Genomic DNA, 20174 nt, shown 5'->3' on the forward strand with positions numbered 1-20174 from the left:
AGCGTGTCTTCCCAAATCGGAATTTATTGAGGTTGTAAAGATACCGAAATGTGACCTATACTCCTTAAAACACCTGCTAATTGATGTTAAAACGGATGATCTGTTATGTGTCCTAAAATTGGAAAGGGGTAAAAAAGAGCTGTTCAAAGCAATGGTGCATTGCGGAATAGTCGCCATTTGAATGTGGTTTAAAGCCTTGTACATGATTTTTATCATTCTTTTCCGGAGTAAATCTGAGTATTTTTAAAAAGGAACTTAAATCCTCGATTATGAAAAAAGGAACTCCCATATCAGAAATAATGACCAAAAAAGTCATTACGTTGAATACGTCGGATAATCTTGAGAAAGCCGAGCATTTATTCAGAAAACATCATATCAGGCACATACCTGTAGTTTCCGGTTCTAAGATCATAGGTATGCTGAGTTATACCGATTTATTGCGTATAAGTTTTGCCGATGCGGTTTATGACGATGAGGATACCGTGGATTCCATGGTGTACAATATGTTCAGTATTGAACAGGTAATGGCAAAAAGTTTGATCAGTGTATCTTCGGATACCCATGTAAAGGATGTTGCCGAAATACTATCCAAAAAAGAGTTTCATGCCATTCCGGTGGTGGATGATGGGGAACTTAAAGGTATTGTGACCACAACTGACTTGATCAATTTTTTACTACGGCAGTACGAAGATTAAAGCCGGGACAACCTGTTTGGGATTCTTGGTGGCATAGTGCGGTAAAAAAAAGACGAAACGGAATTCCGTTTCGTCTTTTTTTTATTAGGTTTTAGTATGGATTAACCGTTTTTTAAACGGAATGTACCTCGGAGTAAAGGCCAAATATTTTTATTCGTCCGCTTCAGAGGGATCCATTTCGTCCTCATCGGTATCTTCTTTTTCCAGATTACGCTGCATTATGGTCAATTTTTTCAACTTGGCCTTCCAGGTATCCAACGATTCCCTGTGTTTTTCAACTTTTTTGATCACATCCTGAACCAAGGGATTGTCCTCGGAGGCATTGGAGAAAAATTGAAGATTGTTCTCCAGTTGGCGAATTTCATTTTTGCTTTCCTCTATTTTTTTACGGATGAAAGAACGTTCATTGGCAAAGGCCCTATCATTGTCCGCATTGGCCAATTGCTGTATTTTGTTGCCATATCTCAGAAGTTCCGATTCTTGTCGGTCAACATCCAATTTCTTGAAGATGGCATCCAATATCTTATTGAACTTTTGATTGATGTTCTTTTTATTAAAAGGCACCCGGCCATAGGTTTTCCACTCTTCGATAAATGATTTTATGGTTGCCAGATCGGCCTCCCTTTTCCCAGTTAGTTCAAAGGCTTTTAGACGGTCAAGACAATCGCTCTTTTTTTCGAAGTTTTCCATTTCTTCCTTGTAGGCCTCGTTTTTCGAAGCGTGCAAACGATCGAAATAATGGTTACAGGCGTCTTTGAACTCTTTCCATATTTTGTCGGAATACTTACGGGGAACGTGGCCTATCTTTTTCCAGTCACTTTGAATCCGCTTCATCTCGGAAGTGGTTTTCTCCGTACGCTCACTATCTTTCAATGAAATGGCAAGTTTCAGCAATTCCCGTTTTTTATCAAGATTCTCCTGTTGTTCCTTTTTTAGGTTTTTGTAATAGGCATTTTTATTCCTGTTGAAACTTCGTACCGCCTCTTTAAATTCCGCCCAAGTTTGTTCATTTACTTTTTGGGGAACTTTACCCGCTTTGAAGAAGGCGTCCCGCAATTCTTCGATTTGTTTTATTTGCTGTTGAATTGCCCTGTGGTTGGTGGCGATATTATCGGCAATACCTTGGATGGCATTGATAATCTCTTTCTTTTTTTCAAGGTTTTGTTCGTGGATCTTTTCAAGGTCCTTGTAATAATCCTGTCTTCTTTGGTGCAGTACCTTCGTAGCATTGCTAAAGCGTTCCCATATTTCTTCACGGTGTTCTTTATCAACCGGTCCAACATCCTCTTTCCATATTTTATGCAGGGTCTGCAATTCGCGGAATGCCTTGTTTAGATCTCCTTCTTTTTCCAATGCTTCCGCCCGATCGATCAATTTCAGCTTTTCTTCCAGGTTATGCTTAAAATCAAGGTCTCGCAATTCCCTGTTTATATGTAGAAAATCATAGAAAATTTCGATATGGTGTTGGTAGGTACGCCAAACATCATTGTAATTATTACGGGGAACAGGGCCTGCATTTCGCCATTTTTCCTGAACTTCCTTAAAGTGTTTGTATGTGGTGTTGATATCTTCCTCAACATTCACCAAACTTTTTAGTTCTTCGATGAGGGCCAATCTGTTCGCTAAATTTTCCTTTAAACTATTTTCGAGCGATTTGTAATATTGGTTTCGTTTTTCACGATACTCGGAATAGACCTCGTTATATTGCCTTTTTGTAACCGAGTTATACTTAAAATCTATCTCATTGCCGCCATTGCTGATAAAGTCCTCTTTTTTCCCTTCAATGAATTCCTGGAATTTCAGGTCAAATTCATATTTGATTCCTTCTACATGCTTTTTAATGGCTTGTACTTTTTCATTTTTGACCAATCGCTGCAATTCCCCTACCAGATTTTCCATAGACATGGCATGGTAATCCAATATGGGGATATCATGTCTGTGTTGGTTGTCCTGGTCCTCGGCATCTTCTGCGTTCGATTCGTCGATTTCATTCATGACCTCTTCTTCCCCATGGTCGGATCCCCCGTCCGGAGCAGTTTCCGGCAAAGCATTTTCGGTGCTTTCGGGTGTTTCCGTAGGGGTAATCGAATGGTTGTTCTCTACTGTATTTTCAGGGCTTTTCTCCGAAGTCTCTTTTATGGGTTCGGTAGTTTCTGAAACTTTCTCTCCATCTACAGTTTCTTGTAGTTCTCGGTCTTTATCTTCTTGCATTGTAATTCGTGTTAGATCTGCTTAAGAATGCTATTGTAATATACTAACAACGGAAGGAAATCCAAAGTTAATACCATTTCTTTTTTGGTAAAGTTACTTCGAATTCCAGATTTTCCAGGATTTTTCCGCTTGTAATTCAAGCATTCTTAATCCGTTGCGGATCATTGCCCCTTGTTTTTCCCCTTCTTGGAGAAAGGCCGTTTTTTCGGGGTTGTAGATCAAATCGAAAAGCAAGTGCCTGTCCGAGATAAAAGCATACGGAATCGTTGGTTTTTCCTTAATATCGGGGAAGGTGCCCAAAGGGGTACAGTTGACCAAGACCGTATATTTTTCCATCAATTTTTCATTCAAATCGGTATACTGCAACTGATTTTTTTTAGGGCTCCTTGAAACGAATTTGAATTTGATTCCCAATTCCTTGAATACGAATGCAACGGCTTTCGAGGCACCTCCCGTACCTAGGATCAAGGCTCGTTTATGGTGTTTTTTTAAAAAAGGTTTTATCGATTTTTTGAATCCGTAAATATCGGTATTGTACCCTTTTAATCCCTTTTTAGTGAATTTTATGGTGTTTACGGCCCCTATTTTTTTTGCTTTTTTATCGAGTTTATCCAAATAGGGCATTACGGCCTCTTTATAAGGAATGGTAACATTGAGGCCTTTAAGGCCCTTGTTTTCCAAGATCAGTTTTTCAAATTCATCGATTTGGGAAAGATCGAAATTGCGGTAAGAATACCCGGTTAACCCTAAATCCTTGAATTTTTGCGCAAAGTACCCTTCCGAAAATGAGTAGGATATATTCTTTCCTACCAGTCCGTATTTATTTTTTTCTATTGTTTCCATACCATTCCAAACCTAATAATATCAAAATACCGACAATGACGAAGAAAACAGCCCACCAAGTTTCGCTGCTCGAGAAATCGGGCAGGTACCTTTCGTAATTCAGGATAATCTCTTTGCCATTGGAATCAAAAATCACCTGTCCGGCCTCATTGGTTTTAAAGATGGTACGTTTCCAGGGCCAAACGACCCCTAAAGAACCTGTTATGAATCCGATGATTACCGCCGTGGTGATATGTTTATAGTGTTTTAGTACATAGGTTAGAATGTGCGATAGGGTAACCAGACCCGTAGCCGAACCGGTAGTGAATACGGCCAGGATTTTCAAGGTCTCGAGCCTTTCGTCGTTTTTAACGAAACTAAAATCGCCCCGTAGGATTTCTGCCATGGAGTCGTAAAGGGCATTCACCGAATCGACAAGGAGCAGCACATAATTACCGAGAAGTATAAGGATGAAAGAACCTGAAAGCCCGGGAAGGGTCATGCCCGAAACACTGATCATTCCACATAAAAAAATGAACCAGAGATTGTCGTTTTCCTTGGCCGGACTCAAAAAACTGATAGATACACCAACGATGAGGCCTAAAATGCCCGCGGGGAGCGTTTTTTTGTTCCAGTGTTCGAAATCTTTTGAAATAAAGTAGATAGAACCCAAGATCATGCCGAAAAAAGAGGCCCAAACAAATAGTTCGTTGCGTTCCAAGAAATAATCAAGTATTTTGGAAACACTGAAATAACTTACGAGCATTCCAAAAACAAGGAGTCCCAAAAATTGACCATTTACATAACGATAAAAGCTTCTGAACCTACCGTTGAACAGTAGTTTAAAGGCTTTTAGGTTTATTTTCTGAAGGGAATAGATGAATTCTTCATAGAATCCGCCTACGAAAGCCACAATACCCCCGGAAACGCCAGGTACTTTGTTGGCGGCGCCCATGGCAAGGCCCTTGATGACCAAAAACAATTTATCCAAAAATGTTCTAGGCTCGTACATAGGGTTAAATGATTATTTTTTTGAGGCGAGTTTTTCCAGTATAAAAATAAGGGAAAAACCGATGATCGCGGCAATAATGGCAAACATTAACTGTGGATCGCCTTCGTAGCCGAACGGGGATACATTCTGTTCTTTGAGGGTAATGACCTTATCACCGATGGTCTTGGATTCCAGAATGAATTTCCAAGGCCATATTTTGTTCAGTGAACCTAGTATGAAGCCGGTCAGTAAAGCCAAGGTCAGGTTTTTGTAGTTGCTGAACATCCATTTAAGGAGCTTTGCAAAGCTCAAAAGCCCGAATATGGCCCCAAGCGCAACCGTGATGACAATTTTAAGATCCCTTTCATGGACGGCATCGAGAATGGTCTTGTAGGATCCCAATAACACTAGGATGAATGCACCCGAAATTCCGGGAAGGATCATGGCACATACTGCCAAAGCCCCGGATAGAAATAGGTAGGGGAGGCTAGTGGAATTCTCGGAAGCCGGTAAAGTGGTTATAAAATAAGCCAACGCCGCACCGAATAGCAATGTCAAGGCTGTGGATAAATTCCATTTGGTAATTTCCTTGCCAACGAAAAAAATACTGGCCGCAACCAGCCCAAAAAAGAACGACCAAAGCAAAATGGGCTCGTTTTCCAACAGCCAACTTACTAAAGTGGCCAACGAAAATAGACTTATGAAAATGCCTAAAAACAAGGCCAAAAGGAAATTGCCATTGATTTTTTGCCAAAAAACCTTGAAACCTTCCGCTTTCCAAACCTTGATCAGGGAAGGGTTCAGGTTGTTGATCGAGGTGATCAATTCTTCATAAATTCCGGATATAAAAGCGATGGTGCCCCCTGAAACCCCGGGAACCACATCTGCGGCGCCCATAGCGATTCCTTTTAGGGTGACGAATATATACTGGAGTAAGTTTCGATTTTCCATAGATAAAAAAAAACAAAAATAGTTTATTTATCTAGAAGCTCTTTTGTTATTCGCTATTATGTTCTGGGCCCATTCGGTTTTGTAGAAATCGGGAAACTCTTCTTGAAAGATATTTATTTTTTCGAAGTTCTTATGTAAGGCGTCGAGCAAACGAATACGGGCATTGATTTTGTCATGGGCCAAGAGATAGAGCCCTACGGTTTTGTACTGGATCTCTGCGCTTTCGGGGTAAAATTCCAATCCTTGGGCCAATATTTGGATACCCGCTTCATAATCCTTGTTCGCCTTAGTGACGTTTGCCCATCTCAACCAGGTGTCCAACTCGTAATTTCCCAGTTCAACGGCTTGTTTGAATGAAAAATCGGCTTGGTCATAATTTCCCAACGCAGCGTTGATATTCGCGTTTTTTTTCCAATAGGACGGATTTTCCCCATCAATGTTCAAGGCCTTGTTGATGTAGTGAAGGGCTTTTTCGAAATCCTCTTTGCCGAAATAGAAATCCGTTATGGCCAACCAACCTTTATCCAATAAGGGGTCTTCATGCACGGTTTGGTAGTAATAATATTTGGCCATTTCATCATTGCCCAAATGTTCATAACATTTGCCGATGCGCAAATAGGCATGTGAAGTGGGATCTTCGATTTGAATGGTGGTCTCGTAGTTTTCTATGGCCTCATGGTATTTGCCCAGTTTTTCCAACACCTTGCCCTTTTCAAAATAGGCCCCGATAAAGGAGTCGTCCGAAATAATGGCAAAATCGAAAGCAGTCAAGGCCTCTTTGAACATGCGTTTGGAGTAATACTGTTTCCCCAGTTGATGCCAGGCCACTTCACAATAAGGGTTCCTGTCCAAGTATTCGTTCAGGTAGACAATGGCCCCCTCAAAATCCTCAAGGAAATCAAAGCAATAGATCACATTGTATAGGGAGGAATAATCCTGGTCGTCATAATTAACGCATTGCATGAAGCTTTCTTTGGCCAGTTTGAATTCGTCCATGAAAAGATATTCCATTCCCAATAGAGAATGGATGTCATAACTGTCGTCCGCGAGCTCCAATGCCTTTTTCAATAGCTTGACGGCAGCTTCGTGGTTGTCTTTTTTTGAATATATGTTGGCTCTTTGGATAAAGATCTCCTCGTTGGAACTATCCAACATTTGGAGTTTATCCAATAACTCCTCGGCCTTATCAAGGTTGTTTTCGAAAACAAGAACCTCAATATCCAAAAGTTTCAACGCAATGGAGTCGGGGTGTTGTCGTAAACTGATCTTAATGGCCTTCTTTGCCAAAGCTATTTTACCATGGTTGAGGTAATGGTGGATAATGTCTTCAAAGTCTTCAGCGTCAAAAAAATAGACATCATCGGTCTTCAGCATGGATTCAAACTTGGCAATGGGCTTATTGGGCCTTTCATTGGCTTCTGCCATAGGTACTATTTAGTTAGACTATGGATTTAAAAGTAGTCTTTTGAGACTAAGTTTTCATCCCGGATTGGTCTATATTATTAACAAATTAGTTAACAACTTATTGTTTGTATTCGTTTAAGATCGTAAGTATGGTCTGGCATCCTTCCTCAATTTCCTTTATTGAAATGGTAAGGGGAGGGGTTATCCTGACCGCACTTTTTTCGAACAAAAGCCAAAAAAGTATAAGGTGTTCCTTAGCTGCTTTTAAGATAAGATAGTCGGCTATTTCAGGGTTTTCAAGGATCAATGCAAGCATGAGTCCTTTGCCTCGTATTTCTTTAATGTACTTGTGTTTGAGTAAGCTACGGATGTGTTTTTCCTTGGTCAAAGCCTCGGCCATTAGATTACTTTCGACAATATGCGACAAGGTTGCCAAGGAGGCCGCAGCAATAACGGGGTTACCTCCAAAAGTGGTGATATGCCCCATTTTAGGGTCATCTTGTAAGGTCGACATCATCTCGTTCGAAGCAACGAATGCCCCTACCGGAAGTCCTGAGGCCATACCTTTGCCTATGACCAGGATATCGGGTACACAATTGTAATTTTCGAAGGCGAACAACTTTCCAGTGCGCCCAAAACCCGGCTGGATTTCATCCAATATCAACAGGGCACCTACCTCGGTACAGCGTTCCCTGACTTTGGCCAGATAATCATTTTGGGGTTCGATAAAACCGGCACCTCCCTGGATGGTCTCTAAAATAACGGCTGCCGTTTTTTTCGTGATAGCTTCAAGATCGGAAGGTTCGTTAAACCCGATATAGGAAATATCCGGTATCAAGGGCCTGAATACACCTTTTCGTTCTTCCAGTCCCATAAGGCTCAAACTTCCCATGGTGTTGCCGTGATAGGCTTTTTTTGCGGCAATGATCTGGCTTCTTCCCGTAAATCTGCGGGCCAATTTCAAAGCCCCTTCAATGGCCTCGGTTCCCGAATTGACCAAATAGGTCGTTTCCAATGGCGAAGGGAGTTGGGAGGCCAGGAGTTTCGTATAGGCCACCGCAGGTTCTTGTATATATTCCCCGTATACCATAACATGCATATACTTGTCCACTTGTTCTTTTATCGCATTGACCACCTTCGGATGGCAATGGCCCAAACTACAAGCGGAAACGCCTGCAACAAAATCCAAATGGGCATTCCCTTCATTGTCATGGATAAAAGACCCCTGGGCATGTGATACGTGCAACGCTAAAGGGTGGGGAGACGTCTGGGCTTGGAATTTTAGAAAATCATCTTTCATGGCGCCTGTTATTTGACTTTCTGCAGCTTCAAATCCTTTTTGGGATCAGTGGCTTTGTCATTTTTCGGTGGAATATTGTTTACCGGATCTCCTTCATTTTTGCTCCGTTCCTCTTCTTCGGCATCGATATCGATGGGGTTCGATATTCCCCGAAAGACCGGAAGTACCAAATTGTTGTCGTCATCATCGAAAATGTCATCCTTGGTAATGATACGTTCATCACCACGCCAGAGGAACCCCTTTAACTTCCTGCTGTTTTCGGGAAGATCTTTTTCCGGGAAAATGTCCCCGTCGGGATTCGTGAAAAAGGTGAGCTCATCGATGTCATTGTTCGCCAAGCTCATACGAATGGCACTGCATATGGTCTTGTTTATCCCGATAAGCTCGTTATCATCGTTGTACATGTAATAAATGAGCTCCGTATTTTTTATTAGATCGATGAGTTTAAGCTGGTTGTCTTCGAATTTTCCGAAAAGGTCCTTGCCTTTTGCCTGGTTGTACCCTTTCATACTGATGCTGTCCAACGAAATTATAAAGGCATTGTTCATTACCTTGAGCGAATCCATTTTTTCAGTCTTTAGGTCCGACTTTAAATGAATGCTGTCTCCGGTCATTTGATTTGGGCCGTTCCATATGATGGGATTGGTGATCAGTTGGGTTATGCCTGTTTTTTGATCGGCATGGATCGAGTCGCATTTACCACTTAAATCGGTCTTATAGAACTTGGCATTCCTGAATGCCCGAAGGATCCTGTGCTCCGGTTTCCCGGTCAGCATGAGTGTATCCCCGTGCATATAGAGCGAATCTTGTTCCATTAATGAAATGGATACGGCCCGTTTTGTGGCAAAAACGGAATCCTTGGCCTTGAAAACCTCCGCATAATGGGCTTTTATCATTCCATTGTTTACCGTGTCGATGACCCGAATGTTGTTGGTGGCCGACGCAAACTCCCTAGCTTTGTTAAAATAGACGCTATCGCCCTTAATGATACGGTTGTTGTAATCGATTCTCGTATTTTTTATAAAGTAACCGCTCTCTACCTTGGTGTCATAAAAACCACGCTCACAATATATTTTATAGGCTTTGCCCGTTATGGTCGAAGGTCCGTAGAGATAGGCGTTTTTCGATGTTTCGTAATAATCCAATTGTTCGGAATCCAGGATGTAATCGGGATTTACGATATGCACGCTGTCCAGGAACTGTAATTTTTTGTTTTCCAGAAAATAGCGTCCTACTTCACTGGTCAAGGTATTCACGGAATCGATTACCGTACCAAAATCCTGATAATATGCCTGTTGTTCCAAGCGATTGAATCGCAGGGTGTCTGTCTTTAGCGTCATATTGGAACTACTGGTCAAAACAACATTTTCCCAAGCTTTGGCCATGTTCTCATTACCGTCATAATTGATCTTGCCACTGGTCATGTTGATGGAATCTCCCTGCTGTAAGCGAATGTTGCCAATGGCTTTTAGCTTGTTTTCCTTTTGATAATAAATGGCAATATCACAGAATAGATCGGCCCCTTCATGTTCAAATTGGATCTGCCGATTATCCTTGCTAAAAATCGAAGCTCCGGGATAGCGGGCTTCATCCTTAGTGAAGTTGGCCCCATAAACAATATTGATTTGTTTTGCCTCTTTTCTGGGGGGATCTTGTGCAAATAGGGGGAAAGAAACCAATAGAAGCAGTAAGTATTTTATTTTACCCAACAACGTACATAATTTTGCCCAAAAATATGATTTTTTAAGGGAGTGATATCAATGATTAGGATAGAATTAGCAAACAGCATGTTTTTGGGAACAATGTAGGAAAACCATCCAGATGTAAATGGCATGGTCTAAACCAAACGGAATGCAACCGATTCTGCCATAGCGATGTGGACCGTTTTTCCATACCGTCCTTATAATTTAGAATACCCTGTAGGGGGATTCCAAATATTGATTAGCCTCCGTTTCCTTGAATTGTGCCGTTTTGGTGTCCCAATGTAACGTCTTGTTCGGAAAGCGACCGGCAATTACCCCTAAAAGGATCGTTTCCGTCAGCCTTGAGGCATAGGAAAATGGGGCACTGCAAGTAGCTTTCCCCAAACAGGCATCTACAAATTGATGGTAGTGTTTTGGTCCTTCCGAACCGTAGTTTCTAATGGGCTTGCCCATATTATGGATCTTTTCCAATTCAGCGATTTCCGCGGAAATATCCACATACTTGCCATCGACGATTTTCCTTGGCAATTCCATGAAGTGCGGCAATAACAGGCGACCTTTCTCACCAATGAACATGGCGCCCTGTTCGGGTAATTTACCTTCTTTTGTCGCTTTGGTTTCCAACGACATTTTCTCTTTGACCGACTTCCCCTTTGCCGCTTTGTCATCATCCGGAATGGTTTCGATGGCCCCAGGCAATAGGAGGTCTTCGTGCATTTTGGGCGCACCTGGTCCGTCATACCAAACCCATGTCAAGGTTTCCGCGGTATAGTTGGTGCCCGGAAACTCATAGGTGACTTTATTGTTTTCCGGGAAGCCGAATCGGTTGGGTTCCCGACACTCATTGCGTATTGTCCTGGGGACGTCCAATCCAAGGGCGTTGTATGGGGTGTCAAAAATATGTACCCCCATATCCCCGAGGGTGCCACAGCCAAAATCCATTAATTTTCGCCAATTTCCCGGATGATAGATGTCTTTTTTATAAGGTCTTTTTTTTGCGGTGCCCAACCATAGGTTCCAGTCCAATGAATCGGGGATCGGGTCGCTACCTTGGGGTTCGGGACCGTCATACCCCCAATTTTTTGGAGACCATGCACGTACCGTATGCACTTTACCGATGATTCCCGACTGTATCAATAGGGTCGCCAATTTGTAATCATAGAACGAATGCACTTGTATGCCCATTTGCGTGACAAGGCCTTTATCGGTTGCCATTTTTTCCATAGCCCTAGCTTCGGAAACATGATGGGTAAGGGGCTTTTGACAATAGACCGGTTTGCCCGATTCCATGGCCAATAGGGAAGCAGGGGCATGGGAGTGATCCGGGGTGGATACAATGACCGCATCAATTTCATTTTCCATTTCCTTTAACATGACCCGGTAATCGGCAAAAACTTTTGCAGTGGGATGCATTTTCTTGGCTGCGGCTAAATTTGTACTGTCCACATCACAAAGGGCGACAACATCAACTGATTTGTGGGAGGCGATGGCCTTTAAGTCCTCATTGCCCATTCCGCCAACCCCGATATGTGCGGTCCTTAAACGGTTCTTAGGTCCCATTTGACCGATTAGGCTAGGGGCCATGGCCATTCCCAAGATCCCTAAACTGCTTTTCTTGACAAAATCCCGACGTTCTTTATGGTGTGCGCACATAAAATATTCAATTTATTTATTGGTTGTTAGCTCCTTGATCCTGATGTTTTTAAAACGGACAATATCCCCGTGGCCCAGAAAACCGATATGGCCTTGGGTCCTGTGTAATCCCGGATGGTCTTTTTTATCCATGGTACCATTTTTACTCGCTTCGATAAAATCACCATCCAAAATGGTCGTTCCGTTTAAGGTGACTTTTATGGTCGATCCCTTTACGAAAACTTCTTGAAGGTTCCATTCCCCAACGGGTTTTCCATAACCGCGTTGGGCAGGAATAATCCCATAGACCGAACCATGGTATTGATAGGGTTGTAGGTCTTTATACTTGTCTGCGGTATTATCCAATATCTGTAATTCTTTCCCTACGTATGCGGCATCTCCTTCCAAAGGGGCGTGTATGCCAAGACCATTGTTCGCCCCTGGGGTCAATTGAAATTCAAAGCGTAGTATAAAATCGCCGTATTCCTTTTCGGTAAAAAGATTGCCCCCACTTCCACCCCCATTGGGGTCAACGACGATCATACCATCTTCGGCCCGATACGATGAGGTATTGCCTACCCAACCAGTTAGATCTTTTCCGTTGAAAAGGGCATAAAACCCCGATTCATTTGCATTTTTTTGGGAGGCACATGAACTAAGGACAAGAAATGCGACCATAACGAATAGGTGCTGTATGTCAATTATTTTAACCATCGGTCGGAGATGAAGGTGGATCATAAAATTATATCCAAAGGATTCGTGTCTTTCCATTTACCTCGGGTAAAATCGGGAAATTGTTGTGGTGCTCCCCCATGGGCCACGGAGCGCTCACTCAGTGGGGAAACCGCACTCCAAAAACAACCCTCATAGACATTTTGATCTAAAGGTAATCCCTGCTGTAGACATTCCACGATACGGTACATCATCATTCCATCCATTCCCCCGTGTCCGGTATTTTTGGTGGCTTGGTTCAATCTTTTATATAGTGGGTGGTCATATTTTTCATAGATAGCGGCCAATTGTTCCCCTTGGGCCCATGAGTGGTGGTTTTCAGTTGCCCCAGAAACACCGCCTTCCAAGGCGATTCTTGTTGGAAAACCGGCTAAAATGCCTTTGGTTCCTTGAATAAGGTTCAATCTGGAATAGGGGCGGGGACTTGTTTCGTCCCATTGGACCATTATCGTGCGGCCCACGGAGGTTTTGATTATAGACGTATTCAGGTCCCCTCCCTGGTAATCCAACTTGTTCCATTTATGGTCGGTCGGATAGTTCTTTTCGGCATACAATTTCCTTCCCAAGGCTTGGGTCGAATAGGAAACAAGGCTCTCAAAGGTATCTTCCTTCCTTGCTAAATTCATGTATTGGGCCACAGGTCCGAGACCATGGGTGGGGTATAGATTCCCATTTCGCTTGGCATAATGATGCGTTCTCCAAGAACCGGTACCACGTTCTTGTTCTTCCATTTGGAACCGAAGCTCATGGATATAGGAAGCTTCGCCATGCAATAAATCCCCGATAACGCCTTGCCTACACATATTCAGGAACATCAACTCATCCCGACTATAGTTGACGTTTTCCATCATCATGCAGTGCCTTTGGGTCTGCTCCGATGTATTTACGATTTCCCACATTTCATCCAATGTTACCGCAATCGGCACTTCCACGAATACATGTGCACCTTGTTTCATGGCCTCGATGGCCATTGGGGCATGGTTGTGCCAATTGGTGGCTATGAAGACGACATCGGGTTTTACCTCGGCCAGCATGGTCTTCCATTGGTTTTCATTCCCATAATATTGGGCTATGTTTTTATGTCTTTTTCCATTTCCCATTTCTTGGGCTTCGTTACTCCATTTTTCCGTCAGATCCCGATATAGATCCGATACCGCTACCACCTCGGTGCCCGGTAATGAAGCAAAGAATTTAAGATGTTCCGGACCTCGTGCTCCCACTCCGATGAAGGCTGCACGAACGGTCTCTAATTTGGGTGCGGCGAAATCGCCCATATACTTTGCTCCATAGGGGCGTCCGGAAAAAGCGTAGGCTCCATGGGCTATTGTCGGGGATACCGCCAGCGCGCTGCCGGCCAACGACGTTTTCTTAATGAAGTTTCTTCTGTTGATGTTCTTCATGGTCCTACTTTTTGGTAATTATAGCGGAGTATCCTCCACCACTTGATAATTCTAGATTCAGCTTTGAGGTAGGGTACACTTCTTGGGTGGTTGTTTTGTAATCCTGGGCATTTCTTGAAGCGTTTATTCCGTCTTCAAACGTTTTTAGGGTATAGGTACCTTCTCCCAAAAAAGAAAGTTCTATTTCAAAATCCCTTGGCGTCCAATCGGTCATAGCCCCAATATACCAGGTATCCCCATTCCTACGGGCAATAACGATATAATCGGCAACAGCGCCTTCCAAGACAATGGTTTCATCCCACACCGTTGGTATTGAGGTGATAAAATCAACGGTTTCCTGTTCCTTGTAATAAATGGTGGGCGATTCGCATAGCATTTGAAGGGGTGCTTCATAAACTATATACATGGCAACCTGGTGAGCCCTTGTCCCAAAGCTCATGGGTCTGGTGAATAAAGGTGCAAAATTGGCCGCGCCCGTTTCATAATTCACTTGGTTCATGTTGATCATTGCTCCGGGTGTATAATCCATTGGTCCGGCCGCCATACGGATAAAGGGTATGGTCACATTGTGTTCAGGGGTAATCTCGTCGGTCCATTTATTGTTCTCATTGCCCCTGACAGCTTCATAATTAACGATATTGGGCCATAGTCGTTCCACACCTGCAGGTTTGAATGCACCATGATAGTCGACCATCAATTTGTACTTGGCGGCAATTTCGGCAATTTTACCATAAGAGTCCACCACATATTGGTCGCTGCGTTGCATAAAATCCACTTTAATACCGACAGCCCCCCAACTACTGTATAATTTTAGGATTTCATCGGGATTTTCATAAAGGGGTTTCCATAAAACCCATAAGATGATATCGACATTTTTGGATTTGGCGTATTTTATGAGATCGGGGACATCAAGAAATTCGTTGTCTTCCAAGATTTCAGTGGTCGATTTCGTCCATCCTTCATCGAGAATGACATATTCGATTCCGTTCTTAGAGGCAAAATCGATATAATATTTATAGGTTTCCATATTGAGTCCGGCCTTAAAATCGACCCCATAAATATTGTTCGCATTGTACCAATCCCAAGCCACCTGTCCTGGTTTTATCCAATCGGTATCGGTAATCTTCGAGGTGTCGGCCAAAATGGTGACCAGGTTACTTTCTACGAATGTCCTATCGTCATCACTGATGATGAATACCCTCCAAGGATATGAACGTTTGCCATCGACTCTTGCAATAAAATCGGCTTCCTGTTCGATTATTTGGTTGCGATCGGGAGAAGATCCTTCATTAGGTACGGCTTTGAGAACGTATTTCGGAAAAGTCGAAGCCATGGTGTTTTCAGTCGTTTTGGCCAAGAACATACCGGGATAATCGATCAAAGCCGATTCGGTAAACAATACTTTTGCGCTTTGGGTGTCGAAGAGTACGGGGAGACTGCAAAAAGCACCGTTCTCTATTTCATCCAATGATTTTGTTTGGTAATTGCGTTCATTGTGGGAATAAAATGATTCTTCTTCCGGGAAATAACTCGAAGTCGCTTGGGGAAAGGTCAAGGCCATTTCTTCGTGATAAACGTGCGTCGACTTTTGGTTTCCATCAATGAATCGATAGGCCATGCCATCGTTATAGGCGCGGAAAACCAATTGATAATTATCCTTGAAGTTTAAAGTCAATTCATTGAAAATGCTACGGATTTCGGAATCTTTATTGGGGACTACCGGGATATGGTTTTCCGTTTTTTGTTCAAGTCCTTTTTTACGTAAAACCGGGTTTTTGCCCAAAACCCTGCCGTTGCCCATATCCATGGCCATCATGGCATGGCTAATGACCACGGATCCGTTGAAATCACCCTTCCAAGTGATGTCATCGGATAGGCTTATGCTTATTTTCAGTTTTTCATTCGGGGAGCTTAATTCAATTTCTTGTTGACCAAGTGCCCGATAAACGGTAAGCAGTTGAAATAAAATCAGGAGGTAGGCCTTGATAGCCCCTACGTTGGTCAGGATAAAGTAGTTGGTTGTTTTCATTTTCATTTAAAAATAACATCTTGAGGAAAAACCGAAAGGACGGATTGGATGGGGGTAAATGAACTCAATTGTAGTGGTTGGGCAATTCATTTCTTAACTCGGATGGATGGTGATTCAATTTACAATAAAACACCCAATTAAAAAATTGAAATCCATCGTTTTTTAGCAGTCTATAGGAAGATTGTTGTAGTGTAAATGTGGGGCATAAAAAAAAAGTGCCCTGCAAGATTTTATCTTACAAGGCACTTAAGTCGTATGAATTACGTTAAAAAAAGAAGTTGCCCGAACTACCTGTGAATCGTTTGGGTCCTATCCGGACCAACGGAAACTATTTTAATGGGCACTTCCAATTCTTTCTCTAAAAAGTTGATATAATCATTCAAGGATTCAGGAAATTCTTCTTCCTTGCTCATTTTGGTCAAGTCTTGGGACCAACCCTTCATCTCGGTATATATGGGGGTTACATTTTCGGCCTCAATATTATACGGTAGGTGCTTGATCACGTCCCCCTTATAATTGTAGGCCGTACATACCTTAAGTTTTTCGAATCCACTGAGTACATCACCTTTCATCATCATAAGTTCGGTGACCCCGTTTACCTGAACGGCATATTTCAATGCAACAAGATCAAGCCAACCACATCTCCTCGGCCTACCCGTGGTGGCGCCAAATTCATTGCCCACACTCGCCATGGTCTTCCCATCCTCGTCGAAGAGTTCGGTGGGGAAAGGTCCACTTCCTACACGGGTGGTATAGGCTTTGAAAATACCTTTTACATCGCCAATTTGGTTAGGGGCGACCCCTAAGCCGGTACAGGCACCTGCCGCTGTGGTATTGCTCGACGTAACAAAGGGATATGTCCCGAAATCAATGTCCAATAATGATCCTTGGGCACCTTCTGCCAATATTTTTTTGCCGGCCTTTTGGGCTTGGTACAAATATTCCTCGCTATCGATAAAGGTCAGTTCTTTAAGCTTTTCTATAGCCTTGAAGAATTCAGATTCGAGTTCTTCGAGATTATATTGGATATCCACATTGTAAAAACCGATCATAGCTTCGTGTTTATCGGCTAAGGCCCGGTATTTATCTTTCCAGTCGGATAACTCCAAATCACCGATACGCATTCCGTTTCTACCGGTTTTGTCCATATAGGTTGGACCGATACCTTTCAAGGTAGAGCCGATTTTGGCTTTTCCTTTGGAAGTTTCCGAGGCGGCATCCAATAAACGATGGGTCGGTAAAATCAAATGGGCTTTTCTACTTATGAACAACTTTGATTTTACATCAATATCAAAGACGTCCAAAGCCTCAAGTTCTTTCTTAAAGATAACGGGGTCGATGACCACGCCGTTACCGACGACATTTATGGCTTTCTTATGGAAAATGCCTGAGGGGATGGTATGTAAAACGTGTTTGATCCCATCAAATTCCAAGGTGTGCCCGGCATTTGGCCCTCCTTGAAAACGTGCTATTATATCATAGTTTTTGGTGAGTACATCGACAATTTTACCTTTTCCTTCGTCTCCCCACTGTAATCCCAACAATAAATCTACTGCCATTGTTTAGTTTGGTTATTTGTTTGTTTTACCTTCTTTGTTTTTGGTTCCGTAAAAGTATAATGAGTGATTGGTGATTTTTATGTCAAAAACCTCTTCGATGGTCTTTTTGATGGATTGGATCCGAGGGTCGCAGAATTCCATCACTTCCCCGGTATCGGTTAAGATCACATGATCGTGTTGACGATCAAAATAAGATTTCTCGTACTGTGCCTGATTTTTTCCAAACTGATGCTTACGCACCAATTTACACTCCAACAGAAGTTCTATGGTATTGTATAAGGTGGCCCGACTTACCCGATAATTCTTGTTTTTCATGTTGATATAGAGCGATTCTATATCAAAGTGTTCATCACTTTCGTAGATTTCTTGGAGAATGGCGTAGCGTTCGGGTGTTTTCCTATGCCCTTTTTCTTCTAAAAAGGTGGTGAATACGTTTTTGACAATTTCCTGGTTTTTGTTAGGAGGCATAACAATAATCACTGCATTAATGTACAAAGGTACGCTTAAATTTTAATTAAGTTCTATACTCGGCTTACTTTATCGATCCCACTGATAAGCATTAGGTTGTTTATCAGTTTTTGAAGAATATTATTGTTCTTTACCACCACAGTGATCCTTCCGGTGAAAGTACCGCCTTCCGTACTGAAATTAAGGTTTTGCATGTTTACGTTCATGTGCGTGGATATGATCTCGGTGATTTCACTGATCAGACCCACAGTATCGATGCCCGTTAATTTTATTTCAGCTCGGAACTCTTCCTGTGATGAATCGATCCATTTTGCGCTAATGATGCGATAAGCATAGTTGGATTGTAATGAGATGGCGTTGGGACAATTTTTTTTATGCACTTTGATGCCTTCACTAACACTGATGAATCCGAATACCGGATCCCCCGGGATCGGATTGCAGCACTGGGAAAGCGTATAGTCCAGTTTTTCCTCTTCCTTGCCAAAGACGAGCATATCATATTTTGCGGTTATCTCATCCTTATCGATATTCTCGAGGACGGGGCTTCTCCTGATCTTGCTCTTAAAGAAACTTATGAATGCATTGTTATAAGAGGCGGTAAAGTCCTTGATTTTTTGATTGTCTATGGCACCCACCCCAACACGATAGAACAAATCAAGGCTGGTCTTTAATTTGAAGTACATGACCATCTTGTTGATGGTATCTTCGTTAAGGGTTATTTTTTGCGATTTGAGTTTTCTTCGCAAAATTTCCTTGCCCTCATTGGCGATGACTTTCTTCTCTTCCCTTAGGGATGATTTTATTTTGGCCCGTGCCCTAGCGGTCGTGGCATAGTCGAGCCAGTTTTGGTTTGGCTTGGCTTGGTCGGAAGTGATTATTTCTACCTGGTCACCACTTTTCAGGGTGGTGTTCAGGGGGACCAGTTTTCCGTTCACTTTGGCCCCACGGGTATGCATGCCCACCTCTGTATGGATGTTAAAAGCAAAATCAAGGGGTGTGGCACCTTTGGGCATCGATTTCAATTCCCCCAAAGGGGTGAAAACAAAAATTTCCTTGGAATAAAGATTGAGTTTGAATTCCTCGACAAAATCAACGGCATTGGTATTCGAATTTTCCAATGCTTCCTGTAATTTGTTCAACCACTCCTCTATGCCCTGTTCTTTTTGTTCGCCATGCTTGTATTTAAAATGGGCAGCATATCCTTTTTCCGCAATCTCATGCATGCGTTCACTTCGGATCTGTACTTCTACCCATTTGCCCATGGGCCCCATTACCGTAATGTGCAAGGCTTCGTATCCTGTTGATTTCGGGGAGGAAATCCAATCCCTTAACCGAACGGGATTAGGTGTGAAGTGATCCGTGACAATGGAATAGATCTTCCAAGCCAGGAACTTTTCATTGGCGCGGTCGGATCGGTAAATGATACGAATAGCGAATTTATCGTAAATCTGGTCAAAGGAAACATTCTGTACCTTCATCTTCTTTCGTATGGAGAAGATCGATTTCATTCGGCCTTTTATATGGTAATTAAGTCCTTCCTTATCCAGCGAATCCTGGATAATGCCGGTAAAATCATCGATATAGGCCTGTTGTTCCTCGGTAGATTCTTCGATCTTGTCCAAGATATCATTATACACTTCGGGTTCGGTATATTTTAAACTGAGGTCCTCGAGTTGTGTCTTTATATTATATAGGCCTATTCGGTGTGCCAAAGGGGCATATATATATAAGGTCTCCGATGCCATTTTTACCTGCTTATGCTCGGGCATGGACTCCAAGGTGAGCATATTGTGGTACCTGTCTGCGATTTTTATGATGATGACGCGTACATCGTCATGAAGGGTCAACAACATCTTACGGAAATTTTCCGCTTGTTGTGAAATGTTCATGTCCTTTTTAAGGTGGGCGATCTTTGTTAGACCGTCTACGATACGGGCAACCGTTTCCCCGAACATGCGTTCTATATCATCGAGCGTGTAATCGGTGTCCTCCACGACATCATGCAATAAGGCCGATGCTATGGATACGGCATCTAGGCCTATTTCCGAAGCGACTATCTTCGCAACCGCTATGGGATGGAAAATATAGGCTTCCCCCGATTTTCTTCGCTGATCCTTATGGGCATCAACGGCAATCTCAAAGGCATGCCGAATCAGCGCTTTATCATCATCCGTAAGCGTCTGATAGCTTATTTTAAGGAGTTCCTTGTATTGCTTCGCAATTTCCTTATTCTCTTTTTCGATAGCAGTTGGTGTCATACTCTAATAAATTTACGCA

At 42.6% G+C, this 20174-nt stretch carries 15 protein-coding genes; 1 reads left to right on the forward strand and 14 read right to left on the reverse strand.

Going from position 1 to position 20174, the window contains the following annotated elements:
* The first annotated feature begins 269 nt into the window (after window positions 1-269).
* Window positions 270-695: a CBS domain-containing protein gene (locus PHU20_RS18210; protein WP_274826843.1), complete on the forward strand. Its 426-nt coding sequence runs from the start codon at window positions 270-272 to the stop codon at window positions 693-695.
* 150 nt (window positions 696-845) lie between these two features.
* On the opposite strand, the gene PHU20_RS18215 is transcribed toward PHU20_RS18210, so the two are convergent.
* The 14 genes from PHU20_RS18215 to PHU20_RS18280 form a co-directional block, all read right to left on the reverse strand.
* Window positions 846-2906 carry a DUF349 domain-containing protein gene (locus PHU20_RS18215; RefSeq protein ID WP_274826844.1) on the reverse strand — a complete coding sequence of 687 codons (2061 nt, stop codon included), beginning with the start codon at window positions 2904-2906 and terminating at the stop codon, window positions 846-848.
* Between the two features lie 93 nt (window positions 2907-2999).
* Window positions 3000-3749, reverse strand: coding sequence for a shikimate dehydrogenase family protein (locus PHU20_RS18220; protein ID WP_274826845.1), 750 nt, complete (start codon window positions 3747-3749; stop codon window positions 3000-3002).
* Window positions 3727-4740 (reverse strand): DUF368 domain-containing protein, encoded by a 1014-nt coding sequence (locus PHU20_RS18225; RefSeq protein ID WP_274826846.1) that lies wholly within the window; start codon window positions 4738-4740, stop codon window positions 3727-3729. Before PHU20_RS18225 ends, PHU20_RS18220 begins: the two co-directional genes overlap by 23 nt.
* A 12-nt stretch (window positions 4741-4752) precedes the next feature.
* Window positions 4753-5670 (reverse strand): polyprenyl-phosphate transporter, encoded by a 918-nt coding sequence (locus PHU20_RS18230; protein WP_274826847.1) that lies wholly within the window; start codon window positions 5668-5670, stop codon window positions 4753-4755.
* A 27-nt stretch (window positions 5671-5697) separates the two neighbouring features.
* Entirely contained in the window at window positions 5698-7095 is a 1398-nt protein-coding gene (locus tag PHU20_RS18235) for a tetratricopeptide repeat protein (RefSeq protein ID WP_274826848.1), read from the reverse strand.
* Window positions 7096-7192: 97 nt separating this feature from the next.
* A complete protein-coding gene (locus tag PHU20_RS18240) occupies window positions 7193-8374 on the reverse strand; it encodes an aspartate aminotransferase family protein (protein ID WP_274826849.1) in 1182 nt (393 codons plus the stop codon).
* Window positions 8375-8382: 8 nt separating this feature from the next.
* The gene (locus PHU20_RS18245; RefSeq protein WP_420828690.1) at window positions 8383-10086 is read right to left on the reverse strand and encodes an OstA-like protein; all 1704 of its coding nucleotides are present in this window, start codon (window positions 10084-10086) and stop codon (window positions 8383-8385) included.
* Window positions 10087-10281: 195 nt separating this feature from the next.
* Window positions 10282-11730, reverse strand: a complete 1449-nt coding sequence (locus PHU20_RS18250) for a Gfo/Idh/MocA family protein (protein ID WP_274826851.1) — start codon at window positions 11728-11730, stop codon at window positions 10282-10284.
* A gap of 12 nt (window positions 11731-11742) precedes the next feature.
* Window positions 11743-12423: a 3-keto-disaccharide hydrolase gene (locus PHU20_RS18255; RefSeq protein WP_274826852.1), complete on the reverse strand. Its 681-nt coding sequence runs from the start codon at window positions 12421-12423 to the stop codon at window positions 11743-11745.
* Between the two features lie 20 nt (window positions 12424-12443).
* Window positions 12444-13841 (reverse strand): Gfo/Idh/MocA family protein, encoded by a 1398-nt coding sequence (locus PHU20_RS18260; protein WP_274826853.1) that lies wholly within the window; start codon window positions 13839-13841, stop codon window positions 12444-12446.
* A 4-nt stretch (window positions 13842-13845) separates the two neighbouring features.
* Window positions 13846-15876, reverse strand: coding sequence for a glycoside hydrolase family 97 protein (locus tag PHU20_RS18265; RefSeq protein ID WP_274826854.1), 2031 nt, complete (start codon window positions 15874-15876; stop codon window positions 13846-13848).
* 281 nt (window positions 15877-16157) lie between these two features.
* On the reverse strand, window positions 16158-17429 hold the full coding sequence (locus tag PHU20_RS18270; protein WP_274826855.1) for an adenylosuccinate synthase: 1272 nt from the start codon (window positions 17427-17429) through the stop codon (window positions 16158-16160).
* 12 nt (window positions 17430-17441) lie between these two features.
* Entirely contained in the window at window positions 17442-17897 is a 456-nt protein-coding gene (locus PHU20_RS18275) for a Fur family transcriptional regulator (protein ID WP_274826856.1), read from the reverse strand.
* Between the two features lie 53 nt (window positions 17898-17950).
* Window positions 17951-20155 carry a RelA/SpoT family protein gene (locus PHU20_RS18280; protein WP_274826857.1) on the reverse strand — a complete coding sequence of 735 codons (2205 nt, stop codon included), beginning with the start codon at window positions 20153-20155 and terminating at the stop codon, window positions 17951-17953.
* Window positions 20156-20174: the final 19 nt, after the last annotated feature.

The organism is Maribacter polysaccharolyticus (assembly GCF_028882255.1).
GTDB lineage: Bacteria > Bacteroidota > Bacteroidia > Flavobacteriales > Flavobacteriaceae > Maribacter_A > Maribacter_A polysaccharolyticus.